The organism is Streptomyces noursei ATCC 11455, assembly GCF_001704275.1.
Classification (GTDB): domain Bacteria; phylum Actinomycetota; class Actinomycetes; order Streptomycetales; family Streptomycetaceae; genus Streptomyces; species Streptomyces noursei.
Genome location: NZ_CP011533.1, coordinates 2,837,934 through 2,862,587, shown reverse-complemented (window position 1 = coordinate 2,862,587; position 24,654 = coordinate 2,837,934). Strand labels below are relative to the sequence as shown.

At 72.8% G+C, this 24,654-nt stretch carries 17 protein-coding genes and 1 pseudogene; 12 read left to right on the top strand and 6 right to left on the bottom strand.

All coding sequences use genetic code 11. The features are described 5' to 3' along the window. Positions 1-2 precede the first annotated feature (2 nt). Positions 3-1,097, bottom strand: a complete 1,095-nt coding sequence (trpD, locus tag SNOUR_RS11890) for an anthranilate phosphoribosyltransferase (RefSeq protein WP_167739045.1) — start codon at positions 1,095-1,097, stop codon at positions 3-5. A 122-nt stretch (positions 1,098-1,219) separates the two neighbouring features. Between trpD and pdxR the strand changes: the two are divergent. Further along, positions 1,220-2,533: pseudogene (gene pdxR / locus SNOUR_RS11885) on the top strand (MocR-like pyridoxine biosynthesis transcription factor PdxR); the annotation flags it as partial. An 11-nt stretch (positions 2,534-2,544) separates the two neighbouring features. On the opposite strand, the gene SNOUR_RS48290 reads toward pdxR, so the two are convergent. Together SNOUR_RS48290 and SNOUR_RS11875 are read right to left on the bottom strand one after the other, a co-directional pair. After that, positions 2,545-3,210, bottom strand: a complete 666-nt coding sequence (locus SNOUR_RS48290) for an anthranilate synthase component II (RefSeq protein ID WP_079142550.1) — start codon at positions 3,208-3,210, stop codon at positions 2,545-2,547. Then, on the bottom strand, positions 3,210-4,646 hold the full coding sequence (locus SNOUR_RS11875) for an anthranilate synthase component I family protein (protein ID WP_312632549.1): 1,437 nt from the start codon (positions 4,644-4,646) through the stop codon (positions 3,210-3,212). The genes SNOUR_RS48290 and SNOUR_RS11875 overlap by 1 nt, the downstream gene beginning before the upstream one ends. Before the next feature lie 241 nt (positions 4,647-4,887). Here SNOUR_RS11875 and SNOUR_RS11870 point away from each other — a divergent pair, with 241 nt between their 5' ends. Next, complete coding sequence (locus SNOUR_RS11870) at positions 4,888-6,237, top strand: class II 3-deoxy-7-phosphoheptulonate synthase (protein WP_067346331.1); 1,350 nt, start codon at positions 4,888-4,890, stop codon at positions 6,235-6,237. A gap of 23 nt (positions 6,238-6,260) precedes the next feature. On the opposite strand, the gene SNOUR_RS11865 is transcribed toward SNOUR_RS11870, so the two are convergent. Together SNOUR_RS11865 and SNOUR_RS11860 are read right to left on the bottom strand one after the other, a co-directional pair. Then, the gene (locus SNOUR_RS11865) at positions 6,261-7,490 is read right to left on the bottom strand and encodes an acyltransferase family protein (protein ID WP_067346329.1); all 1,230 of its coding nucleotides are present in this window, start codon (positions 7,488-7,490) and stop codon (positions 6,261-6,263) included. Beyond that, positions 7,477-8,625 (bottom strand): alpha/beta hydrolase, encoded by a 1,149-nt coding sequence (locus tag SNOUR_RS11860; RefSeq protein WP_067358184.1) that lies wholly within the window; start codon positions 8,623-8,625, stop codon positions 7,477-7,479. Before SNOUR_RS11860 ends, SNOUR_RS11865 begins: the two co-directional genes overlap by 14 nt. A gap of 279 nt (positions 8,626-8,904) precedes the next feature. On the opposite strand from SNOUR_RS11860, the gene leuC reads away from it, so the two are divergent. The 9 genes from leuC (at position 8,905) to SNOUR_RS11815 (ending at position 21,713) form a co-directional block, all read left to right on the top strand. Further along, complete coding sequence (leuC, locus tag SNOUR_RS11855; protein ID WP_079142548.1) at positions 8,905-10,398, top strand: 3-isopropylmalate dehydratase large subunit; 1,494 nt, start codon at positions 8,905-8,907, stop codon at positions 10,396-10,398. 45 nt (positions 10,399-10,443) lie between these two features. Next, positions 10,444-11,133 carry a 3-isopropylmalate dehydratase small subunit gene (leuD, locus tag SNOUR_RS11850; RefSeq protein WP_312632548.1) on the top strand — a complete coding sequence of 230 codons (690 nt, stop codon included), beginning with the start codon at positions 10,444-10,446 and terminating at the stop codon, positions 11,131-11,133. Between the two features lie 422 nt (positions 11,134-11,555). Continuing rightward, complete coding sequence (locus tag SNOUR_RS11845; protein ID WP_067346328.1) at positions 11,556-12,278, top strand: ArsR/SmtB family transcription factor; 723 nt, start codon at positions 11,556-11,558, stop codon at positions 12,276-12,278. 211 nt (positions 12,279-12,489) lie between these two features. Then, positions 12,490-14,169 carry a DUF4192 domain-containing protein gene (locus tag SNOUR_RS11840; protein WP_067346326.1) on the top strand — a complete coding sequence of 560 codons (1,680 nt, stop codon included), beginning with the start codon at positions 12,490-12,492 and terminating at the stop codon, positions 14,167-14,169. Between the two features lie 215 nt (positions 14,170-14,384). Then, the gene (locus SNOUR_RS11835) at positions 14,385-16,379 is read left to right on the top strand and encodes a glycogen debranching N-terminal domain-containing protein (RefSeq protein ID WP_079143408.1); all 1,995 of its coding nucleotides are present in this window, start codon (positions 14,385-14,387) and stop codon (positions 16,377-16,379) included. A gap of 48 nt (positions 16,380-16,427) precedes the next feature. Beyond that, positions 16,428-17,198, top strand: a complete 771-nt coding sequence (locus SNOUR_RS11830) for an NUDIX hydrolase (RefSeq protein WP_039632051.1) — start codon at positions 16,428-16,430, stop codon at positions 17,196-17,198. A gap of 632 nt (positions 17,199-17,830) precedes the next feature. Next, complete coding sequence (locus tag SNOUR_RS11825; protein ID WP_079142546.1) at positions 17,831-18,814, top strand: FadR/GntR family transcriptional regulator; 984 nt, start codon at positions 17,831-17,833, stop codon at positions 18,812-18,814. Positions 18,815-19,209: 395 nt separating this feature from the next. Next, positions 19,210-20,766 carry an RNA polymerase sigma factor gene (locus SNOUR_RS11820; RefSeq protein ID WP_079142544.1) on the top strand — a complete coding sequence of 519 codons (1,557 nt, stop codon included), beginning with the start codon at positions 19,210-19,212 and terminating at the stop codon, positions 20,764-20,766. A gap of 137 nt (positions 20,767-20,903) precedes the next feature. After that, entirely contained in the window at positions 20,904-21,713 is an 810-nt protein-coding gene (locus tag SNOUR_RS11815; protein ID WP_067346319.1) for a serine protease, read from the top strand. A gap of 143 nt (positions 21,714-21,856) precedes the next feature. Here SNOUR_RS11815 and SNOUR_RS11810 read toward each other — a convergent pair whose 3' ends face one another. Then, complete coding sequence (locus SNOUR_RS11810; RefSeq protein WP_067346318.1) at positions 21,857-22,087, bottom strand: DUF7455 domain-containing protein; 231 nt, start codon at positions 22,085-22,087, stop codon at positions 21,857-21,859. Positions 22,088-22,531: 444 nt separating this feature from the next. Here SNOUR_RS11810 and SNOUR_RS11805 point away from each other — a divergent pair, with 444 nt between their 5' ends. Next, a complete protein-coding gene (locus SNOUR_RS11805; protein ID WP_067346316.1) occupies positions 22,532-24,652 on the top strand; it encodes a DNA gyrase/topoisomerase IV subunit B in 2,121 nt (706 codons plus the stop codon). Positions 24,653-24,654 lie beyond the last annotated feature (2 nt).

Sequence of the window (24,654 nt, the reverse complement as noted above, 5' to 3'; positions counted from 1 at the left end):
CCCTACCGCCCGCCCCCGGCCGCCAACTTGGCGGACACCCGCACCCAGCGCTGGAGCACCTCCGCCGCCGCCCCCGAGTCGATCGCCCGCGCGGCCCGCGCCATCCCGGCCGCCAGGCGCACCGCGAGCGGCTCGTCCGTCGGCGCGAGCGCCGCCAGTCCCGCGGCGGTGTTCAGCAGCACGGCGTCGCGCACCGGCCCCCGGGCACCCGCCACGAGGTCCCGCACCACCTCGGCGTTGCGCGCGGCATCGCCGCCCCGCAGCGCCTCCGGCGGGGCGTGACCGACGCCGACCTCCCGCGGATCGAACACCTCCTCGCGCACCGCCCCGTCCCGCACCGACCAGACCGTGGAGGTCGTGGTGACCGTCAGCTCGTCGAGCCCGTCGTCACCGCGGAAGACCAGCGCGGACGCGCCGCGTCGGGCCAGCACCCCGGCCAGCAGCGGCGCCAGCCGGGTGTCCGCGACGCCCACCGCCTGCGCCGTGGGGCGCGCCGGATTGGTCAGCGGGCCCAGCGCGTTGAAGACCGTCGGGATGCCCAACTCCCGCCGTGGAGCGGCCGCGTGCCGCATCGAGGGATGGAACATCGGCGCGAAGGCGAAGGTGATGCCGACCTCCGTGGCCAGCGCCGCGACGTCCGCCGCGGGCAGGTCCAGCGCCACCCCCAGCCGCTCCAGCACATCGGCCGACCCGGAGGCGGACGACGCCGAGCGGTTGCCGTGCTTGACCACCCGCGCGCCGGCGCCCGCCGCGACGATCGCCGACATCGTGGAGATGTTGACACTGTGCGACCGGTCGCCGCCGGTGCCGACGATGTCCAGCGTCGGCCCGGGCACCGCCAGCGGCACCGCGTGCGCGTACATGGCCCGGACGAACCCCTCGACCTCGTCGACGGTCTCGCCCTTGGCCCGCAGCGCCACCACGAGCCCCGCCAGCTGCGCGGGGGTCGCCCCGCCCCGCATCACCCGGTCCATCGCCCGGGCGGTGTCCTCGGCGGTGAGGTCCTCGCCTGCCAGCAGCGCCGTCAGGAGCGCGGCCCAGGACACCTCCCGGTCCGCCGCGTGTCGAGCCGTCGCATGCCGATCCGTATCGGTCACCGGTGGCCCCCTTTCCTCACGGCAATTCTGGGGTCCGCGGTAAACCGGCCGACAGACCAATTCACCGCAGCAATTCCGGTCCACTTTCCGCCCATCGCCGGGGAGAAGAAGGGGAAGAAGAAATGTCCTGGCACGCCCTCATCGACGTGTCCCGAAACTCCGCATTACCACTCACCGCGCAGATCGAATCCACCCTGCGCCGCGACATCGCCGCCGGAGTGCTGCACCCCGGCACCCCGCTGCCCTCCAGCCGCCAACTCGCCGAGGACCTCGGCGTCTCGCGCAGCGTGGTGGTCGAGGCGTACGGCCGACTGATCGCCGAGGGCTACCTGGAGGCCGTCCGCGGCTCGGGCACCCGCGTCGCCCCGCACACGGCGCCGCCCGCGCCGCCGACCCGGCCCACGCTGCTGGACGACGGACTGGTCCCACCGGCCCGTTGGGACCTGCGCACCGGCACCGCCGGCCCGACCGGTTTCCCGCACCGCGAATGGCTCGCCGCCTACCAGCGCGCCCTGGGCGGCGCCGGCCCGCAGGACCTGGACTATCCGCCGCTGTCCGGCGTCGGCGCGCTGCGCGAGGAGCTCGCCCAGTACCTCGGGCGGGCCCGCGGGGTGCTCACCACCCCCGGCCAGGTGATGGTGACGTCCGGCTTCGCCCAGGCGCTCGGCCTGCTGTGCTCCGTCCTGTCCGACCAGGGCGTCGACCGCATCGCCATGGAGGACCCCTGCCACCACCGGCAGCGGCAGTTCCTCCAGGAGGTGGGGCAGCGGCCGGTACCGGTCCCGGTGGACGGCGAGGGCATCGACGTCGACGCGCTGGCCCGCACCGGCGCACGGGCCGTCCTGGTCACCCCCGCCCACCAGTTCCCCACCGGCGCCACCCTCACCACCGCCCGCCGGGAGGCCCTGATCCGCTGGGCCCGGGACGTCGACGCCTGGGTGATCGAGGACGACTACGACGGCGACCTGTGGCTGGAGCGCGGCGCCCGCCCGCCCGCGCTCCAACGGCTCGCCCCCGAACGCGTCGTCTACGGCGGCACCGCCAGCAAATCCCTCGCCCCCGGCCTGCGCTTCGGCTGGCTGGCGGCCCCCGCCCGGCTGCTGGCCCCCCTGGAGCGGATGCGCTCCCACCACGACCTGGGCTCCGACGTCTTCACCCAGCTCGCCTTCGCCGAGTTCCTGCGCTCGGGCCACTTCGACCGGCATCTGCGCCGCCGCCGCGCCGGCTACCGCATCCGCCGGGAGACCCTGGTCCAGGCCGTGCTCCGCCATCTGCCCGGCGCCCGGATCGAGGGCGCGGCGGCCGGACTGCACACCTATGTGCGGTTGCCGCCCCGCACCGACGAGGCCGCCCTCGTCGAGCGGGCGCTGCGCCGCTCGGTGCTGGTGCGCGGCGGACGCCTCCACCACGCCCGCCCCGAACGGGCCGCGCCCGCCCTGGTGTTGGGCTACGCGACGGTGCCCGGCACCGGCATCGCGGAGGCGGTGCGGGCACTGGGGGCGGCATACCGGACGGGGGACGGCCCGAGCCCCGCACCGGCACCGGCACCGGCACCGGCGAGGAAGTTCCCGAACAGCTGCATCCCGCCCTCCGTCATGATGCTCTCGGGATGAAACTGCACGCCCTCCACGGCCAGTTCGCGGTGGCGCAGCCCCATCACATAGCCGTCGTCCTCGGACGTCGCGGTCTCCACCAGCGCGTCCGGCAGCGGCCGGGAGACGATCAGCGAGTGATAGCGGGTGGCCACCGTGCCCGACCCCAACCCCGCGAACACCCCGGCCCCGTCGTGCCGCACGGAACTGGTGCGCCCGTGCAGCAGATGCTCGGCCACCGTCACCCGCCCGCCGAAGGCCAGCGCGATCGCCTGGTGCCCCAGACACACCCCCAGCACCGGCACCGTCCCCGCGAAACGCCGGACCAGCTCCACGTGCCCGGAGTCGGCCGGATGCCCCGGACCGGGCCCCAGCACCACCGCGTCCGGCCGCCCGGCGGCCAGCTCCTCCGGGCCGCGGGTCCGCGACCGCACCACCTCGGTGTCGGCCCCCAACGCCCGCAGGTACTGGTCGATGATGTGCACGAAGCTGTCATACGCATCCACCAGCAGCACCCGCATCACACCAGCTCCTTCCCGGTCAGCGCCCAATAGGCGGCGCCCATCTTCGCCAGGGTCTCCTGCCACTCCGCCTCGGGCGTCGACTCGGCCACGATGCCCGCCGAACTCTGCGTGGAGTAGGTGCCGGTGCGCCCGTCGTGCACCACGGTGCGGATGCACAGCGCCAGCTCGCTCCAGCCCCGCACGTCGATCAGCCCGACCGCGCCCGCGTACATCCCGCGCGGCTCCCGCTCCAGCCCGTCGATGATCTCCATCGCGCGCAGCTTCGGCGCGCCGGTCATCGTCCCCGCGGGGAAGGTCGCGCACAGCGACCGCCAGACGTCGGCATCCGGCTCCAGGTCCCCGGTGACCGTCGAGACCATGTGGAAGACGTGCGAGTACGCCTCGACGACCATCAGGTCGTCCACCGCCAGCGAGCCCGGCCGGCACACCCGCCCGATGTCGTTGCGGCACAGATCGACCAGCATCACGTGCTCGGCCTGCTCCTTGGTGCTGGCCAGCATCTCCTTCACCCGCAGCTGGTTCTCCTCCTCCGAGGCCACCAGCCGCGTCGTGCCGGCGATCGGCCGCATCGCGATCGTGCCGCCCTCGGTACGGAAGAACAGCTCCGGACTGGCCCCGATCAGGGTGTCCCCGGCGCGCGGTGCCAGGTACATGTACGGCGAGGGATTGCGGTGCCGCAGCCGCCGGTACACCTCGACGGGCGTCAGGTCCGTGGCGACGTCCACCCGGTGACCGATCTGGATCTGGTAGATGTCCCCGACCTGGATGTGCTCCAGGCACCGCCGCGCCCAGCCGAGGAACGTCCCCCGGTCCACGCTGTCGCGCACGGAACGCGGCGCGGGCGCCTCGGGGCAGTCGGTGAGGTCCTCCGCCGGGCCCGCCAGGAGCGCCGCGACGTCCGGCACCGCCGCGTCCGGGAACGCCGCGGACCGGGCGCTGAGCAGCCGCACCCGGCCCTCCCGCCGGTCGTACCAGACGGTCTCCCGGTAGAGCGTGAACGTCATGTCGGGCCCGCCGACCGCACCGCCGCGCTCCGGCAACGCGTCCATGTGCCAGGCCGCCTCGTACCCCAGGGCGGCCAGGAACCCGAACGCGTAGGAGTCGTCCGGCAGTTCGCCGGGGCCCTCGCCCGACACCGCGAACAGCGCCTGCGCCCGGCGCAGCAACTCCCACACCTGCTCGGGACGCCGGAACCTCCCCTCTACCATCCCCGCCGCCCGGGCCGCCGCGGCGAGGTGCGCGCGCAGCGGCGCCGCGCCCTCGATCTCCACCCGCCCGGCGAACACCCGCACCTCGGCCAGCCGGCCGTGCCCGACCACCGCCCAGCGGCGGCCCCGCTCCGGCCCCGAAAGGCTCTCGAAGAGAAACACCTCGCCGCGACCCGATTCCCGTTCCAGGGCCGCATAAAGCCGCAACGGATCGTGCGGCGCCATTTCCCGCACCGACACCCGCACGCCAATTGGCGGGGCGGCGGCTCCACTTCTGCATTCCATTCCGCAAGCCAAGCATTTCGCCGCGGACGGCGACCAGACCAATTGGGCGATGCCGCAGCAGTCCACTCCGAGGGCGCTTGACCGCGTTCCACGCGACGGGTTGGAATCCCTTCGGCAGTGGCGCCCACCGCAGCGAATCCAGGCGCATTCCGTCGGTTCCCACCCCTAGCGAAGGCCCGCGATGACGACGCACCACACGCCCCCACCCGGCACCCCCGACGCCTGGCGCGGCCGCCCGGCCGCCCAGCAACCCCACTGGCCCGACCAGGAGTTGCTGCGCGAGGTCACCGACGGGCTCTCCCGCGCCCCCGCACTGGTCTTCCCGGAGGAGTGCGACCGACTGCGCGCACGGATGGCCGCGGTCGCCCGCGGCGAGGCGTTCCTGCTCCAGGGCGGTGACTGCGCCGAGACCTTCGCGGCGGTCACCGCCGACGCCATCAACCGCAAACTGCGCACCCTCCTCCAGATGGCCGTGGTGCTGACCTACGGGGCCGCCGTCCCCGTCGTCAAGGTCGGCCGGATCGCCGGCCAGTACGCCAAACCCCGCTCCCGGCCGACCGAGACCCAGGGCGACGTCACCCTCCCCGCCTACCGCGGCGACGCCGTCAACGGCCTGGCCTTCACGGCCGCCGACCGCCGCCCCGACCCCCGCCGGCTGCGCCGGATGTACGAGGCGTCGGCCGCCACCCTCAACCTCGTCCGCGCCTTCGCCACCGGCGGTTATGCCGACCTCCACCAGGCCCACACCTGGAACCGCGGCTTCGTCTCCGACTCGCCCGCCGGCCGCCGCTACGAGGAGCTGACCGACGCGATCGAACGCTCGCTGCGCTTCATGGCGGCCTGCGGCGTCGCACCCCGGGAACTACGGGCCGTCGAGTTCTTCGCCGGCCACGAGGGCCTGCTGCTCGACTACGAGGCCGCACTGACCCGCACGGACCCCCGCACCGGCCTCCCGTACGCCGGCAGCGGCCACCTCCTGTGGATCGGCGAGCGCACCCGCGACCTGGACGGCGCCCACGTCGCGTACTTCTCCCGCATCCGCAACCCCATCGCCGTCAAGCTCGGCCCGAACGCCACGGCCGACCAGGCCCTGGCCTACAGCGAGAAGCTCAACCCCACCGCCGAACCGGGCCGGTTGACCTTCGTCGTCCGGATGGGCGCCGCCGCGGTCCGCGACCGGCTGCCCACCCTCGTGGAGAAGGTCACCGCGCAGGCCGCACCCGTCGCCTGGGTCTGCGACCCCATGCACGGCAACACCTTCGAGGCCCCCAGCGGCCACAAGACCCGCCGCTTCGACGACATCCTCAGCGAGGTCGAGGGCTTCTTCGCGGTGCACCGCGCCCTGGGCACCCACGCCGGCGGCCTCCACGTCGAACTCACCGGCGACGACGTCACCGAGTGCATCGGCGGCGGCGACGAGGTCCTGGTCGCCGACCTCCCCCGCCGCTACGAAACAGCCTGCGACCCCCGGCTCAACCACCGCCAGTCCCTCGAACTGGCCTTCCTGGTGGCCCAGATGCTCCGCGACTGACCCCCGCGCGCCGGGCCGCGCGGTCACCACCCGGCGACCGTGTAGAGCGCGAACCCGGTGGCGAGCAGCGCGGCGGCGGCCCGCCGCCCCCTGGTCGCCCCGGTCCAGGGGGCCTCGAAGCGCCGCGCGTACCACCCGATCAGGAGCAGCGCCGCCGCGAAGACGGGCAACCACGCCAGCCGGGCCACGATCCACGGCAGGCCGTCGGGCGCCGTGGTCAGCCCCGGCACCGCGCCGAAGAAGGAGCCCGGCACGGCCGCGGCGAGCATCGCCGTCTGGTGCCAGCAGAAGACCGTCATCGCCGAGAGGTTGATCAGGACGACCGGCGCCCACAGGGCCGGGCGGCGCAGCAGCCGGCCGAGGCGGTCGCGCAGCAGCACGGCGGCACCGGACTGGGCGGCGGCCAGCGCCAGGACGAGGAGGGACGGCGGATGGGAGTTGGTGCGGTCCCGGCCGGGGACGCCGACCATGCTCGCGGGGTAGTGGAAGACGAGCAGCAGCAGCGCGAACAGCGCGGCGCCACCGGCCAGCAGCACCCACCCGGCCCGCTTCCCCAGCCGCTTCTCGCCCCAGCTCACGCCGAGTTGATAGGCGAACAGCCACCCGGGGAGGAGGTTGAGCAGACCCAGCCAACCGGGCATCGCCGCCGCGGACGGCCCGTAGCGCAGCAGATCGACCACGGCGACGCAGCCGAGCAGCGGCGCCGCCGCCCAGCCGCCCAGCCGCCGCGCGGCCCGCGCGCAGAACGGGGTCAGCGCCGTCACTCCCGCATAGACGCCGACGAACCACAGCGGCTGGACGACCAGCGTCGCCCCGGTGCGCAGCGTGGCGGCCGGCACCCCCAGCACGGACAGCAGCGGCAGCAAGGCGGCCCAAACCGCCGTCACCCCGACCACCGGACGGCCCAGGCGGGCCAGCCGCCCGCGCAGCCACCGGGCCGTGGACGTGCCGCGCGCGGCGGCCCGCCGGTACGAGAGCACCGACGCGTGGCCGCCGACCAGGAAGAAGACCCCGAGCATCTGCAGCACCCAGCTCAGCGGCGCGAGGAAACCGAGGGCGGTCAGCGGGCTGGCGTTGTGCAGGGCCCCGTCCGCGTCGCGGGTGAAGCCGCCGAGCAGCCAGTGGCCGGTCGGTACGGACAGCAGGGCGAGGGCCCGCAGACCGTCCAGGGCGCGGTCCCGGCCGACCGGCGTGCGGGCGTCCACCGCCGCGACCGCACGGCGCACCGGGGCCAGGAGATCAACCGAGGTCATGGCGGCACTCCTGCCGGTCGGCGGCGCAGCGGACGGCGTGGTACGCGCCGAGGGTGATGTCGGCGAAGTTGGCCAGGGAATCGGTGCCGGGGGCGAAATAGCCGGTGTGGCCCCGGGCGCGGTCGGCGGAGACGCGGCGCGCACCGTAGGCGGGATCGGTGGGGTCCGTGCCGTGGCCCAGACCCAGCAGGCGGGTGTGCGGGGCGTCGCCGATCCAGTCGGTGGCGTCCCGGGCCGCCCAGACGCGGGCGGTGCTGCGCAGACCGGCGGCGGTGTCCGCGCGGGTGCCGGGGCTGCCGAGGAAGACCAGGTCGGCGACGGCGCCCGGGGCCGTGTCCGGTGCCGCCACCCCGCACACGACTGAGCCGTAGCTGTGGCAGAACACGCTGGGCGCCGGCCGGCCGAGGGCCCGCAGACCGGCCAGGAGGCGGTTCAGCCGGGGCGCGCCGGCCTCGGCCAGGCGGCCGGTGGCGGCATCCGGGCCCAGGCCGACCGGGGTCGTGTACCCCGCCCAGGCGATCACCGCGGTCGGCGTGCCAGGGGTGTTTTCGGCCATCTTGGCGCGCAACGCCCGCGCCATACCGGACGGCGTGCCGTACGGATCCTCGGCCCGCTCGAACGACCCGAGATCGATATCGGAACCGGGCACGACGACGGCCGTCCGCCGCGCCGCCGCCAAATCACCGTAGACCTCGGCGAGTTGGCCGCGCCCGCGCGGATCGAAGGCGAGAATCCGCCGCCCGGGCCGGAGGAACGCGGCGTACCGTGCGGCACTCCGCCCGTCCCCCCGCCTTTCCGCTTTCTCCTCCTCGGCCCTTATCGCCAGGGAATTGGCCCGATAGCGCAGGGAAAGCGGAGCCCCGTCGAGATTTCCCACGACGAGCGGGTGGCGCGCCGCCAACTCCTCCCGCCGCACACCGTCCAGCCGCGCGAAGAAAGCCGCCACCTCCCGCGGTGCGGCGCCCGCCGGATCGGGCAGCGCCCGGCCCAGGGAACGGTCCGCGCGCCAGGCGGCGGCGCCCGGCGGCGGGCCCGTGACGGCCTGCTGCGCACTGCCCGCGACCCAGCCGCCGCTACCCACGACGGAGAGGAGAACCAGCCCGATCACACGTGTCAGCCGCCTCTTCCCGAGCATGTCGGTCACGTCCCCTCTCCGCCCGGACGCGCACGGCCCGGCCGCCATTCATGCTGGCCGTGGGAAGCCGGGAACACAGTGACGTCAGCAGGCCGACCACCGGGGGGCCAGCTGTACTCGGCGCCCCGGGGCTACCCCCACCCCGGGTGGGGCCACCTGGAACATTCGGCCTCGGCTTAATGCCCTGGCCGGTGCCGGGGCCCGATGAAAGCCTTCGGGAAATTCGTCCGCCGTTCGCCCACCGGCCGAACGGTCCGGAACCTGGGCCGGGGGAATCCGATGAGCATCCCGAGAACGACCGCCGAACCGTCCGGCGCCACCGCCCCGGGGAAGAGCGGCGCACCGGAAGTGCCCGCCGCACCGGCAACCGCCGCCGAACCGAGAACGCTCGCCGAGAAACTGTGGGAAAGCCATGTCGTCCACCGGGCGCCGGGCGAGCCCGATCTGCTCTACGTCGATCTGCACCTGACGCACGAGGCCACCTCCCCCCAGGCGTTCGACGGACTCCGCCTCACCGGACGCGGTGTGCGCCGCCCCGAGCTGACCCTCGCGCTGGAGGACCACAACGTCCCCACCGACACCCACGAGGTCCAGGACCCCGTCAGCCGCACCCAACTCGACACCCTGCGCGCCAACTGCGCGGCCCACGGCGTCGAGCTCTACCCGATGGGCCACCCCCGCCAGGGCATCGTCCACGTCGTCGGACCCCAACTGGGGCTGGTCCAACCGGGGATGACGGTGGTCTGCGGCGACAGCCACACCTCCACCCACGGCGCGTTCGGCGCCCTCGCCTTCGGCATCGGCACCAGCGACGTCGAGCACGTGCTGGCCACCCAGTGCCTGGCGATCGACCGCCCCCGCACCATGGCCGTCGAGTTCACCGGGACGCTGCCGCCCGAGGTCGGGGCCAAGGACCTGATCCTCGCGCTGATCGCCCGGATCGGCACCAACGGCGGCCGCGGCCACATGATCGAATACCGGGGCGAGATCGTCCGCGGGCTGTCCATGGAGGCTCGGATGACGCTGTGCAACATGACCATCGAGGCCGGCGCCCGCGCGGGCCTGATCGCCCCCGACCGGACCACCTTCGCCTACCTGGCCGGGCGCCCCCACGCCCCCGAGGGCGCCCGGTGGGACGCCGCGCTGGCCCATTGGCGCACCCTGCACACCGACCCCGGCGCCACCTTCGACCGCACGGTCACCGTGGACGTCTCCGCCCTCACCCCGCTCGTCACCTGGGGCACCAACCCCGGCCAGGTCGCCCCGGTGGCGGGCGTCGTCCCGGACCCCGAGGAACTGGCCGACCCCCAGGCCCGTCAGGCCGCCCACCGCGCCCTGGACTACATGGACCTCACCCCCGGCACCGCCCTGCGCGAACTGGCCATCGACGTGGTCTTCCTCGGCTCCTGCACCAACGGCCGGATCGAGGACCTGCGGGCCGCCGCCGGCGTGCTGCGGGGCCGCCGGGTCGCCGACGGCACCCGGCTGATCGTGGTCCCGGGTTCCGCGCAGGTGCGCGCCCAGGCCGAGCGGGAGGGCCTGGACGAGGTGATCACCGCCGCCGGCGGCGAATGGCGGCTGCCCGGCTGCTCGATGTGCCTGGGTATGAACGCCGACCGGCTGCGCGGCGCCCAGCGCTGCGCCTCCACCTCGAACCGCAACTACGAGGGCCGCCAGGGCGGGCAGGCCCGCACCCACCTCGTCTCGCCGTCCGTGGCCGCCGCGACCGCCGTGGTCGGCCGTCTCGCCGCACCGGCCGACCTGGTCCCGTAGCGCCCCAAGGCCCGGCCCCCGTAGGACGAAAGGAACGGAGTCCCGTTGACCGCCTCGCCCCCCTCTTCGCATCCGATGCCGGACCGGACGCCGGAGCCGTCCCCGGAGAACCGCCCGCCAACCGGCCCGACGCCGTTTCAGGTCTACACCGCGCGGGCGGTCGCCCTGCGCCGGGACAATATCGACACCGATCAGATCGTGCCCGCCGAATTCTGCAAGAGGGTAACGAAAACCGGTTATGCGGACGCGCTGTTCGCCCGTTGGCGAAAGGAACCCGACTTCATTGTGGACCGCCCCGTGCACCGGGGCGCCGGAGTGCTGCTGGCGGGCCGCAACTTCGGAATCGGCAGCTCCCGGGAGCACGCCGTATGGGCGCTGAAAGACGGCGGGTTCAGGGTCGTCATCGCCACCGGTTTCGGTGACATCTTCCAGCGCAATGCGATGAACAACGGATTGCTGCCGGTGGACCAACCGCTGTCGGTCGTGGAACTCCTGATGGCCGAGGTGGAGCGGGACCCGGAGCGGGAAATCACCGTCGACCTGGTGAATTGCCGGCTGACGACGGGAAGTTCCGAGGGGGCGGACGGCTGGGACTTCACCGTGAACGAACGGGCCAGGCAACTCCTCCTCAAGGGCCAGGATGCCATTTCGGCCACCCTGCAGCGCGACGCCTCCATCGCGCGGTATGAGGCGGGCCGCCCCGACTGGCTGCCCACGTTGCGCCCGACTGACTGACGCCACTGGCAAGGTGCAGTCAGCTGAACCCTCATGGTTGTGCCAACTGCCGGATACCCCAAGGCCACGCGGGTTTCTGAGAGTTGTCGAATGCCAACCGGTTTGGCTCGTGATAGCGTCGAATGGACTTGCGAGTTGGACGGTGGTGGAGCGGCTAGTCGCCGGTGAAACCAAGACCGCGTCGACGATGCGCACGGATCCTGCGGGGGAGTATGCGTCGCATATACTTTACGTCAGAAAGCTTGTCAAGGACCAGAGTTTCACCCGAGGTCAGCCAGTTACGGGAGGCCCTCTTCGCGCTGGAAATGCTCAGCGTGGGCGGGGGTGGTCCCGTTTTCAAGCCATGGCGCAAGCGGATAGGAAGTACGGCGAATATCCGCGCATTGGTGAAACTTGCACAGGTCATACGGCCGTTACCGGATATGGACCAGGTCCTGCGGCGCGACGGCAACGAGTCGCAGACCGGCGCCGACCACGCCGACCGACCCGTTCGGCCACAAGTCGTCCGCGATCTGCAGGAGTTCCACGCCCATGCGGTCGCGCCCTACTGGGCCGCGATCGCCAGGGCACTGCACGCCGACCGCACCGCCCGTGGCCAGATCATGCTCAGCGACGGCGTCGGCAAACTGCTCGGCACCCTCCACCCGGCCATTCGCTGGACGCCGCCGGTCCTGGAGATACCGGGCACCGGCGACGACGTGAAGCTGGAGGCGGACGGGCTGGTCCTGGCCCCCTCCCTCTTCCTGGCCGGCCGCCCGCCCACGCTCCTGGGCGACGGCGACGACGCCTGCCAGGTGACCCTGGTCTACCCCACTCCCGCGCACAGCGACTGGGCGGAGACCCTCTGGGAACCCAAGGAGTGCGCCGACCACGCCCTGCACGCCCTGGTGGGCCGCACCCGGGCGGCCGTCCTCGAAAGCCTGACCCGCAGCCGTACGACCACCGAGGTCGGCGAGAGCGTCGGAATCTCCTCCGCCGCGGCCAGCCAGCACACTTCGGTCCTGCGCGCGGCCGGCCTGATCACCACCGTGCGCACCTTCAACAAGGTCCAGCACACCCTCACCCCCCTCGGCGGCGCACTCCTCCACGGGGACCTGAGCGGCCGGCCCACCGCACGACCGTCGGCCGGCTCCCCGCAACGATGAACCCTCCGTAGGACGCACGCCCCCCTTGCGGACGGACGCGAACGGGCCCGGAGTCAGACGCCGGTTCGGACTCCGGAGCCCTCCCGACCACCTGCCCCGCCCCGCGCGGCACGCCGGCCCTCGGCACGGCGGAAGACGGCGGAGCACCGCCTCTCCCGCGAGTTATCCACAGGGGTCGCGGAGCGCCGCACGACCGCGGGATCTTCGCACCATGAATCCGCACAGCGAACCGCACGAGCCCGGCATCGACGACACCCACCCGCACGGGGCGCGGCACACCCGCGCCCCGCGCAACGACCCCGCCCCCCACACCGTCGGGACGGACCACGACCCCACCGCCACCGACGGCGATCCCGCACCCCCGTCCCCGGCCCGCCCGAGCCCACCCGCCCCCTCGACACCCCACGACCACCCGCCCACCCCCTACGACCCTCCGAGCCCCGCCCTCTCCTGCAGTGCCCACGCTCCGCCCACCGAGGCCGAGAGCCCCACCGACGCCGCCGACCCCACCGACCCGGCCGCGGGCGCGCCAGCCGAGCCCCAGGTCACCCTGCGCGGCCCGGCCGAACTCGCCGACGCCCTGCCGTACCTCCTCGGCTTCTATCCGGACGACAGCATCGTCATGGTCGCCGTGCACGGCGAGCGCGCCCGGTTCGGCGGCCGGCTCCGGCTCGGCATCCCCACCGACCCGTCGCACTGGCCCGACGTCGGCGACCAACTCGCCGACTGCCTGATCTCCGGCGCCCGCAAGCGCGCCGACCAACTCGTCGGCGTTCTCGTCTTCCTCTGCCGGGAACCGGCGCCCGGCCAGAGCGGCCAGGACGTCAAGGAGCGCCTCCGCCCCCTGGCCCAGCGGCTGCGCACCGCCTGCGGCGCCCTGGACGTGCCGGTCCTGGAAGCCCTGTGCCTCTCCAACGGCCGCTACTGGTCCTACTGTTGCCCCGACTACCGCTGCTGCCCCGCCGACGGCACCCCCCTGTTCCTGCCCGGCACGTCCGTCATGGCCGCGGCCGCCGCCTACGCCGGAATGCAGGTGCGCGGCTCGCTCAAGGAGATGGAGGCCCGGCTCGCGCCCCGCACCGGACGGCGCGGCGCCGACCAGGAAAAGGCGCTGGACGAAGCAGCCGCCGAACTCCTGCCGCGGATGCTCCGGCCGGACGGCGCCACCGCCGTCCGACGCGCCACCCTCGAACACACCGCCGCGATGATCCACCGGTTCCGTCAGGACACCCCCTCCGGCAGCAACCGCGCCCGCGACGCCTGCGACGACGCGCTGATCACCGACGCCGAGGCCGCCACCCTCATCCTGGGCCTCCAGGACCGCACCACCCGCGACCGTGCCGCGGAATGGATGGACGGTCCCGACGCCGCGGCGGCCCTCAGGCTCTGGCGCGCCCTCGCCCGCCGCTGCACCGGCGGCTACGGCGAACACGCGGCGGCGCCCCTGACCCTCGCCGGCTGGGTCTGCTGGTCCACCGCGGACGGCCCCGCCGCCCGCGTCGCCCTCAGCCGCGCCCTGACCGCCGACCCCGACTGCCTCTTCGCCCAGCTGCTGCACCGCGCCATCAACGAGGGCCTGGACCCCGAGCCGCTGCGCCGCTGCCTGCGCCGACAGCGCGAGGAGGCCGACGAGACCGACGAGACCGACGAGACCGACGAGACCGAGGTGACCGAAGCGACCGAGAAGGCCCGGACCGCCGAGACCACCGCCGACGGCACCGCCGAGCCCCCGGCGGGCCGACCGCACCGCGCACAGCGCCCGACCCCACCGCGCCCGGGGGACTCCACCCGGCACCGCGGCCCACGGGGCGGCACCGGCCCCGGCTCCCGCACGACCGGAGCGCCGGGCGACCGCCGGACCGGAAGGGACGGTGACCGAAGCCGGCGGTGACCGCGCGGGGCCGGATGCGGCCGGCGTGACCTGGGCGCCGGCCGCACCGTTCACCTGAGTGGCGTAGTCCGAAAGGACCCCCACCTCATCATGGAGCGCAGAGCGTGCCAGGGATCGTCCCCACCACCCAGCCGACCCACCGGCCCGTCGGAGACCGGCGCACCGCGCCGGCCCGGCCGCCGCAGCCCCAGCCCGTGCACGCGGCACTGGTCTGCGTGGCCCTTCCCTCGCTCGCCGTGTCGTCCCCCACGGGGCAGCTGACCGGCCGGGGCCTGGACGGCTGCTACCGCGACGGCCGACGGATCCTCTCCCGCTGCGAGGTACGCGCAGCGGGCGGCGAACCCCTCGTCGTCCAGGGGCGGTTGACCGGCGCGGACCGCGCCCGGTTCACCGGCGTGATCCGCCGAGCGGGCGAGCGCGGACCGGACCCGGAGATCCGGATGGAGCGGCTGCGGTCCGCCGACGGCACCGAGCAGATCACCTTCCACAGCAGCGCCGCCCGACCCGTCCGGCTGCCGGTCGAGATCCACCTGGGCACCGACCTGGCGGACCTGGGCGCCGTCGCCGTCGGCCTCCCCGGCCCCGAACTCCGCGCCGCCGTCCACGGATCCGGCCTCCGCTGGTCCGGGCGCGGGGCCCACGCGACGGTCACCGCCACCCCCGCACCGCAGGACGCCCTGGCCTCCGCGGGCCTGCTCCGCTGGGAACTGGAGCTGCCCCCCGGCGGCCGGCGCACCATCGAGCTCCACCCCCGCCTGGAATACGGCCCGGCCGGACAACCGGCCCCGGCCGGACGGGTCGGCCGGATCCCGGTCCCCGGCCCGCGCACCGCGCCCACCGGCCCCCGCGCCCGCAGCGAACGGCCCCCGCGCTCCTGGTCCGCCGCCCGCCTGGAGTGCGACGACCCCCGCGCCGACGCCCTCATGGCGGGCAGCCTCGACGATCTGCACGGCCTGCTGATGCGCGACCCGGCCCTGCCCACGGACGTCTTCGTCGCCGGCGGCTTCCCCTGGCGCTGCGGCCTCGCCCCCGCCGAGGCCCTGTGGACCGCCCGGATGCTGCTCCCCCTCGGCACCCGGCTCGCCGCCGCCACCCTGCGCACCCTGGCCCGCACCCAACAAGCCACCCCAGGAGGGGATTTCGGCCGAATTCCCGGCCCCCTCCGGGACTCCGGACCCCACGCCCCGCCCGGCTGCACCGGCATCGAAGCCACCCTCCTCTTCCCGGCGGTCCTGGCCGAGGCCCGCCGCTGGGGCCTGCCCGATCACGAGACCGAGCGGCTGCTGCCCGCCGCCGAACGCTGCCTTCAGTGGCTGCGCACGGCCGCCGACCCGCGCGGCGCGCACCGCGGCGGCTACCTCCCCGACCCCGCACCCGACGGCCCCTACCGCTGCGAGACCCAGGCCCACGCCCACCGCGCCGCGATCCTCGGCGCCGATCTCCTGGACGCCTGCGGATCCCCCGGCGCCCCCGCGCTCCGCGACTGGGCGGCCGAACTGCGCGCCCGCTTCCGCACGGACTTCTGGGTGGAGGACCGCACCGGCGGCCGCCCGGCCGCCCTGCTCACCGGCGACGGCCGCCCCGTCCCGCACCTCGGCGCCACCGCCGCCCATCTCCTCGACACCGGCCTGCTCGGCGGCGGAACGTTCGCCCCCGGCCTGCTGGACGCCGCCCGGACCGACCAACTGGCCCGACTGCTCCGCGCCCCTGTCATGGACTCCGGATGGGGCCTGCGCGGACTCGGCGCCAAGGAGAGCGGCTACAACCCGTTCGGCCACCGCGGCGGAGCGGTCCGCGTCCACGAAACCGCCGTCGCCGTCGCCGGACTCGCCGCGGCCGGTCACGAGGCCGCCGCCGCCACCCTGACCAGGGGCATCCTCGACGCCGCCGAGAGCTTCGGCCACCGCCTGCCAGAGATGTTCGCGGGGGAGCAGCGCACCGCCGGCGGCGTCCCCTTCCCGCACCCGGCGGCCTGCCGCCCCGCGGCCGTCGCGGCGGCCGGCGCGGTGCAGATCCTCCTCGCCCTCGCCGGACTGCGCCCCGACGTCCCGGCCGGGACGGTCGCCGTGCGCCCGCTCGGCAACCCCCCGCTCGGCGCGATGCAACTGACCGGACTGACCCTCGCCGAGCAGCCCTTCGCCGTACGGATCAGCCGGCTCGGCATGGGCATGGTCGAGGAAGCCGCGGACGGTCTGCAACTGGGCTCCTGAAGCCCGCATGACCTGTTTATCGTCAGGCGGACGACTATGATCACCGGCATGCCTCCCTACGACCCGTCGGCCTTCCCGCCCTTCGCCGTCACCGTCGACCTGGTCGTGCTCACCGTGCGCCGCCACGCCCTGTGCGCGCTGGCCGTGCGCCGCGGTGAGCCGCCGTTCCAGGGTCGCTGGGCCCTGCCCGGTGGATTCGTCCGCGCCGACGAGGACCTGGCGGAGGCGGCGGCCCGGGAACTCGTCGAGGAGACCGGCCTGCACGCCTACCCGCCGGAGGGCAGCCCGCCGCCCGCCTACGGCGCGCACCTCGAACAACTCGCCACCTACGGCGACCCCAAGCGCGACCCCCGCATGCGCGTGGTCAGCGTCGCGCACCTCGTCCTCGCCCCCGACCTGCCCGCGCCCCGGGCCGGCGGCGACGCCCACAGTGCCCGCTGGGCCCCCGTCGAATCCCTCCTGGACCAGGAGGGCAGTGCCCACACCCGCGAAGGCGACCTGACCGCCCCGCTCGCCTTCGACCACGCGCGCATCCTCGCCGACGGCGTGGAACGCGCCCGTTCGAAGATCGAATACTCCTCGCTCGCCACGGCCTTCTGCCCGCAGGAGTTCACCGTCGGCGAGCTGCGTCGCGTCTACGAGGCGGTCTGGGGCGTCGCCCTCGACCCCCGCAACTTCCACCGCAAGGTGACCGGCACCCCCGGCTTCCTGGTCCCCACCGGCGGCACCACCACCCGCCAGGGCGGCCGCCCCGCCCAGCTCTTCCGCGCCGGCGGCGCGACCCTCCTCAACCCGCCGATGCTGCGCCCGGAGGTCTGACCCGCCCCGCGCCACCTCCACGGTGGCCGGCCCCGCACCGGCCACCGCCGCGCGCCACCCTCCTGCCTGCCTGCGTGCACACCTCCCCGCGCCGTCAAGAAGCCGCCGCCGAACTCACCGTCCCCGGTGACTCCGCGTCCCGCCCGGCAGCGGCCGCCCGGGCAACCCACCCACCACGGCGACTTCGCTCCATGTGATCGCCGCGCACCTTTCTCCCGCGCAACGCCCCGACGAACTCCGCCGCGCGCCCACGGCCCCCGCGGAAGTCCCCGCCGGCTCCCGCCAACTCCCGTTCGCCCCGGCGCGACTGGCCGTCGCGCGACGCGCACGACCGCGCTCGACGCCGCCCCCGCACTCCGCCCGAGGCGCTCCGACCGCCTTCCGGAACCGATCGAGGTCTTCCGCTCATGGCGCCGCCCGCGCCCCAACCGGCAGTCGGCGCAGGGGTGTTGCCCTCGCCGCCCTGGTCTGCACTTATGTGTTCACCGTGCTAACGGGCCGGAGCCGCCGATCGGCCAAAACGTCCGCTTCCAGGCCCCGTTGTTGCGCCCGCTGTCCACAACTCACCGACGAAAGCGCATTTCTTTCCGATAAAGCGTCAATTGCGAGATAACGGGCGATCACCCTTTCGTGTGCTTTTCACCAAAGACCTCAAGGCCGTTCAGGGTGTCGCCGACAAAGGATGCGTGAGTACCCTTGCGCACACCATGATGACCGCGGCTCGCCCCGGCGACACCGGCCTCGCAGGCCCCGGCGAGCTTGACCGCTACCCCTACGCCAACGCCGCCAACGCGGCCGGCCAGGACCGCACCGAGCGCGTCTCGCCGGTCTGGGAAGGCTCCGAGACAGACATCGGCCGGGTCGGCCGGCGCGCGGCGGGCAGCCGCGGCCGCGGCCTCCACGGCCAACTCGTCCAGCAGCTCGGCCAGATGATCGTCTCCGGCGACCTCGGCGCCGACCGCCCGCTCGTCCCCGAGGAGATCGGTCAGCGCTTCGAGGTCTCCCGCACCGTCGTCCGCGAGTCCCTGCGCGTCCTCGAGGCCAAGGGCCTGGTGAGCGCGCGCCCGAACGTGGGGACCCGAGTACGCCCGGTCAGCGACTGGAACCTCCTCGACCCCGACATCATCGAATGGCGCGCCTACGGGCCGCAGCGCGACGACCAGCGCCGCGAGCTGTGCGAGCTGCGCTGGACGATCGAGCCGCTGGCCGCCCGGCTCGCCGCCGGCCACGGCCGCGAGGACATCCAGCAGCGGCTCGCCGACATGGTCGAGATCATGGGCCACTCGGCGGCCCAGGGCGACACCATGACCTTCGCCCGCGCCGACGCCGAGTTCCACACCCTGCTCCTCCAGCTCGCCGGCAACCGCATGCTCGAGCACCTCGCGGGCATCGTCACCTCCGCCCTGCACGTCTCCGGTGGACCCGGCAGCGGCTGCGAGCGGCCGGTCGAGACGTCCGTGGGTCAGCACATGAGGGTCGTCGACGCGATCGGCTCCGGCGACGCCTCCGCCGCCGAGACCGCGATGCGCCAGCTCCTCGCCGCCCATGGCGAGGCCGGCGGCCAGGGTGCCGGGACGCCCGTGGACCACGTCGTCCCCGCGCCGCGCGAGCACTGAAGCCCCGTACCCGACCACGTGCGGACCGTGAGCACCGCGCGGACTCGCGCCCCGTGCACCCCTGCCGAGGACGCGCGACACGTACCGAAGGAGCACAAGATCGCCGGATCCGGGGCGTCGTCCGGATCCGGCGGAAGACTTTGAGAGGATTGCACCGCATATGACTGGGAATGGGTCGTTATGGGGTGTGACTCGGGCCACGCAGATTGGGCGTAACGCTCTCCGGGGAAGCGCGATGACGTAAGAGGTGATAGCCGAGGAGGGAATGCGAGCGGCGTTCGTGGCGCTGTTCAACTCCCCGGTTGCCCCTGCGCCGTCGGTCCATCCCCACCGGCGGTCGTCGGCTCCGATCCACAGTGGACGGGGTCGGAAGCCGTTTCCAACGTTCCGAGAGGTTGTTCGTGTCGGCCAGCACATCCCGTACGCTCCCGCCGGAGATCGCCGAGTCCGAGTCTGTGATGGCGCTCATCGAGCGGGGAAAGGCAGATGGGCAGATCGCCGGCGATGACGTGCGTCGGGCCTTCGAGGCTGACCAGATTCCGCCAACCCAGTGGAAGAACGTTCTGCGCAGCCTCAACCAGATCCTCGACGAGGAGGGTGTGACGCTGATGGTCAGTGCCGCAGAGGCGCCCAAGCGCACCCGCAAGAGCGTCGCAGCGAAGAGTCCGGCGAAGCGCACCGCCACCAAGACCGTCGCGGCCAAGACCGCCACGGTGAAGAAGACCACCACCGCCTCGGCCGCCGCCGCGATGGCGGATCCGGCCCTCGGTGAGTCCGAGTCCGCGCCTGCGAAGAAGGCCGCGGCGAAGAAGACGGCCGCCAAGAAGACGGTCGCGAAGAAGACCACGGCCAAGAAGGCCACCGCGAAGAAGACCGGGTCCAAGAAGGACGTCGACGATCTGCTCGAGGACGAGCTGACCGAGGAGACCCCGGCGCCCGGCAAGGGCGAGCCCACCGACGCCGAGACCGCCGAGAACGCCGGTTTCGTGCTGTCGGACGAGGACGAGGACGACGCGCCCGCCCAGCAGGTCGCCGCGGCCGGCGCCACCGCCGACCCGGTCAAGGACTACCTCAAGCAGATCGGCAAGGTCCCGCTCCTCAACGCCGAGCAGGAGGTCGAGCTCGCCAAGCGCATCGAGGCGGGTCTGTTCGCGGAGGACAAGCTCGCCAACAGCGACAAGCTCGCGCCCAAGCTGAAGCGCGAGCTGGAGATCATCGCCGAGGACGGCCGCCGGGCGAAGAACCACCTCCTGGAGGCCAACCTCCGACTGGTCGTCTCCCTGGCCAAGCGGTACACCGGCCGCGGCATGCTCTTCCTGGACCTGATCCAGGAGGGCAACCTCGGTCTGATCCGTGCGGTCGAGAAGTTCGACTACACCAAGGGCTACAAGTTCTCGACCTACGCGACGTGGTGGATCCGCCAGGCCATCACCCGCGCCATGGCCGACCAGGCTCGCACGATCCGTATCCCCGTCCACATGGTCGAGGTCATCAACAAGCTGGCCCGCGTCCAGCGCCAGATGCTCCAGGACCTGGGCCGCGAGCCCACCCCGGAGGAGCTGGCCAAGGAACTCGACATGACCCCCGAGAAGGTCATCGAGGTCCAGAAGTACGGGCGCGAGCCGATCTCCCTGCATACCCCGCTGGGCGAGGACGGCGACAGCGAGTTCGGTGACCTCATCGAGGACTCCGAGGCGGTCGTCCCGGCCGACGCGGTCAGCTTCACGCTCCTCCAGGAGCAGCTGCACTCGGTGCTGGACACCCTCTCCGAGCGCGAGGCCGGCGTGGTGTCCATGCGGTTCGGCCTCACGGACGGCCAGCCCAAGACCCTCGACGAGATCGGCAAGGTCTACGGCGTCACCCGCGAGCGGATCCGCCAGATCGAGTCCAAGACCATGTCGAAGCTGCGCCACCCGTCGCGCTCCCAGGTGCTGCGGGACTACCTCGACTAGTCGAGACGGCTCCGACCGTGCCGCGAGCCCGGCCCTCTACCTCCGTGGAGCGCCGGGCTCGCGGCCGTCCGGGTGCGGGGCGCGCCCGTTTGGGTCACTCTGGGTAGGCGACCACTTTCCCAGAGTCGGGAGTCCGTATGCGCCCCACCGTACGCGCCACCCTCGGGGCGCTTGCCCTGACCCTCGCCGTGCCGGCCTCAGCGGCCGCAGATGACCTCGTGGTCGGGGGGAAGCCCGTCCGTCACTCCCAGAGCCCCTGGGCGGTCGCCCTGGCCTCGCACCAGCGATTCGGGAACCGGCGCTCCGGTCAGTTCTGCGGCGGTGTGCTGGTCGGGCACGCGACGGTGGTGACGGCCGCGCACTGCCTGGGCCGGGAAGTCCTGGGACTGCCCTGGCAGGAGGTGAAGGACCTGCGCGTCGTCGTGGGACGCAACAACCTCACCAGCAAGGGCGGCCAGGAGATAAAGATCGCCAAAGTGTGGGTCAATCCGCGCTACAACAGCTGGACCAACGAGGGCGACATGGCCGTCATAACCCTCCAGAAGAGAGTCCCGAACCAACCCATTCAAATAGCGCGCCCCAACGACAGCGTCTACGACCCTGGCGGCACCGCCACGGTCTACGGGTGGGGCGACATGACGGGCGACGGCAGCTACGCGTCACGGCTGCGGTCGGCGAAGGTGAACGTGCTCCGCGACGCCGTGTGCACGCAGGCTTACCCGGGCAGCGCCGACGGCACGTACAAGGCCGCCTCAATGCTGTGCGCGGGGGAGCTGAAGGGCGGGCGTGACGCCTGTCAGGGGGACAGCGGCGGGCCGCTGGTCGTGCGCGGACAGCTGGTGGGGCTGGTGTCCTGGGGGACCGGCTGCGGGCGCGTGGGCAGCCCCGGCGTCTACACCCGGGCGTCCGCGCTGCTCCCGGCCGTACTCGAGCACGGCGCCGACTGAACGACGCCGACTGAACGACGCCGACTCAAAGACGCCGGCCAAGCGGGCAGGCCACAGCAAGCGGGCGGCCTCCCCGGTCGTGCCGGAAAGTCCGCCCGCCGCACGGCGTTGAGCCGCTACTCGCTCGTCGTGGTTGCGATGTGTCAGCGTTCCTCTTCGGACGCAGACCTTGGATTGGCCGTGAGCCGCTCCGTCTCGTCCTGTATTTCCGCGGCGATCTTCTTGAGTTCTGGCTCGAACTTGCGGCCGTGGTGGGCGCAGAAGAGCAGTTCTCCGCCGGACATCAGGACGACGCGCAGGTATGCCTGGGCGCCGCAGCGGTCGCACCGGTCAGCGGCCGTCAGCGGGCTCGCGGGTGTCAGAACAGTAGTCACGTCGCCTCTTCTCTAGCTCGACGAGCTGTCGTACCAGGGTCAACATCCAACCAGGCCGAAAACGTTCCCGCTCGTGCCTTTTCCTCGAAAAATTTCTTCCGAGGGGCCGGGTGCTGCCGGGTGGCGGCGAATGAGCCGTAGTGCGTGGTGGTCTGATTCACGTTGGTTGCTGAAGTCTGCCCTCCCGGCTGGCTTGCCGGTTGTTGATGAGGACGTGCCCGGAGCCTAAATGGTTCATGCCTCGAAGGGAACGTGATGTGCACGTCACTAGGACGTCACCCCATCGAGCGATCGAACGTACGAGCGAAATTCTACTACCATGGTCACGCTCACGGGTGGCGTCACATCGGCTCTACTGGGCCTCGGTACCCTCTCACCGGCGACACCGCCACAACCGAGTCCGCGGAATGCGGACTGTCAGAAATTCAGCGAGGAGCGAACCGCGTGACCGCCGAGATGTCCGTGCCGTCCACCGCAGTGCTGACCGGGGCAGACCGGGACGGTTCCAACTACACCGCGCGGCATCTGCTCGTCCTCGAGGGTCTGGAAGCCGTCCGGAAGCGCCCGGGCATGTACATCGGCTCGACGGACAGTCGCGGCCTGATGCACTGCCTGTGGGAGATCATCGACAATTCCGTCGACGAGGCGCTCGGCGGCTACTGTGACCACATCGAGGTGATCCTCCACGACGACGGGTCCGTGGAGGTCCAGGACAACGGCCGAGGGATCCCCGTCGACGTCGAGCCCAAGACCGGGCTCAGCGGCGTCGAGGTCGTGATGACCAAGCTGCACGCCGGCGGAAAGTTCGGCGGCGGCTCCTACGCCGCCTCCGGCGGTCTGCACGGCGTCGGCGCTTCGGTGGTCAACGCGCTCTCCGCGCGACTGGACGTCGAGGTCGACCGCAACAGCAAGACGCACGCGATCAGTTTCCGCCGCGGCGTCCCCGGTGCCTTCACCAAATCCGGACCGGACGCCCCGTTCGAGCCCGCCAACGGGCTGCACAAGGGCAAGCGCATCCCGAAGACCAAGACCGGCACCCGGGTGCGCTACTGGGCGGACCGGCAGATCTTCCTCAAGGACGCCAAGCTCTCCCTGGAGACGCTGCACGCCCGTGCCCGCCAGACCGCCTTCCTGGTGCCCGGCCTGACCATCGTGGTCCGGGACGAGCGCGGCATCGACGGCGCCGGGAAGACGGAAGACACCTTCCGCTACGACGGCGGGATCAGCGAGTTCTGCGAGTACCTCGCCCAGGACAAGGCCGTCTGCGACGTCCTGCGGCTGACCGGCCAGGGCACCTTCAAGGAGACCGTGCCGGTGCTCGACGAGCGCGGCCACATGACACCCACCGAAGTCACCCGTGAACTGGGCGTCGACATCGCCCTGCGCTGGGGCACCGGTTACGACTCGACGATCAAGTCGTTCGTCAACATCATCGCGACCCCCAAGGGCGGCACCCACGTCGCCGGGTTCGAGCGTTCGGTGGCCAAGACCGTCAACGAGGTACTGCGGGCCAGCAAGCTGCTGCGCGTCGCCGAGGACGACGTCGTCAAGGACGACGCCGTCGAGGGCCTCACCGCCGTCGTCACGGTGCGGCTCGCGGAGCCCCAGTTCGAGGGCCAGACCAAGGAGGTGCTCGGTACCTCCGCCGCGTCGCGGATCGTCGCCCAGGTGGTCAGCAGGGAACTCAAGGCGTTCCTGACCTCCACCAAGAGGGACGCCAAGCAGCAGGCCCGCTCCGTACTGGAGAAGATCGTCGCCGCGGCCCGTACACGCATCGCCGCGCGCCAGCACAAGGAGGCCCAGCGGCGGAAGACGGCGCTGGAGTCCTCGTCCCTCCCCGCCAAGCTGGCGGACTGCCGCAGCGACGACGTCGACCGCAGCGAGCTGTTCATCGTCGAGGGCGACTCGGCGCTGGGCACCGCGAAGTTGGCGCGGAACTCGGAGTTCCAGGCGCTGCTGCCGATCCGCGGCAAGATCCTCAACGTCCAGAAGTCGTCGGTCTCGGACATGCTGAAGAACGCCGAGTGCGGCGCCATCATCCAGGTCATAGGGGCCGGCTCGGGGCGCACCTTCGACATCGACGCCGCCCGCTACGGCAAGGTCATCTTCCTCGCCGACGCGGACGTCGACGGGGCGCACATCCGCTGCCTGCTGCTGACGCTCTTCCAGCGCTACATGCGGCCGATGGTGGAACAGGGCCGGGTCTTCTCCGCCGTCCCGCCGCTGCACCGTGTCGAGCTGGTCAGCCCCAAGAAGGGCCAGGACAAGTACATCTACACGTACTCGGACAACGAGCTGCGACAGACCCTCCTGGAGCTCCAGCGCAAGAACGTCCGCTACAAGGACAGCATCCAGCGCTACAAGGGTCTCGGTGAGATGGACGCCGACCAGCTCGCCGAAACGACCATGGACCCGCGCCACCGCACCCTGCGGCGGATCAACATCAGCGATCTCGAAGCCGCGGAAAAGGCATTCGACCTCCTGATGGGCAACGAAGTCGCTCCCCGCAAGGAGTTCATCACCAACTCCGCCGCCACTCTGGACCGTTCACGCATCGACACCTGAGC

Excerpts from the sequence above, each read along its gene's own strand:
- SNOUR_RS11860 (WP_067358184.1), bottom strand. The coding sequence starts at position 8,625 with ATGCTCGGGAAGAGGCGGCTGACACGTGTGATCGGGCTGGTTCTCCTC.
- SNOUR_RS11870 (WP_067346331.1), top strand. The coding sequence starts at position 4,888 with ATGACGACGCACCACACGCCCCCACCCGGCACCCCCGACGCCTGGCGC.
- SNOUR_RS11845 (WP_067346328.1), top strand. The coding sequence starts at position 11,556 with ATGGACCAGGTCCTGCGGCGCGACGGCAACGAGTCGCAGACCGGCGCC.
- leuC (WP_079142548.1), top strand. The coding sequence starts at position 8,905 with ATGAGCATCCCGAGAACGACCGCCGAACCGTCCGGCGCCACCGCCCCG.
- SNOUR_RS11815 (WP_067346319.1), top strand. The coding sequence starts at position 20,904 with ATGCGCCCCACCGTACGCGCCACCCTCGGGGCGCTTGCCCTGACCCTC.
- SNOUR_RS11840 (WP_067346326.1), top strand. The coding sequence starts at position 12,490 with ATGAATCCGCACAGCGAACCGCACGAGCCCGGCATCGACGACACCCAC.
- SNOUR_RS11830 (WP_039632051.1), top strand. The coding sequence starts at position 16,428 with ATGCCTCCCTACGACCCGTCGGCCTTCCCGCCCTTCGCCGTCACCGTC.
- SNOUR_RS11875 (WP_312632549.1), bottom strand. The coding sequence starts at position 4,646 with ATGGCGCCGCACGATCCGTTGCGGCTTTATGCGGCCCTGGAACGGGAA.
- SNOUR_RS48290 (WP_079142550.1), bottom strand. The coding sequence starts at position 3,210 with ATGCGGGTGCTGCTGGTGGATGCGTATGACAGCTTCGTGCACATCATC.
- SNOUR_RS11865 (WP_067346329.1), bottom strand. The coding sequence starts at position 7,490 with ATGACCTCGGTTGATCTCCTGGCCCCGGTGCGCCGTGCGGTCGCGGCG.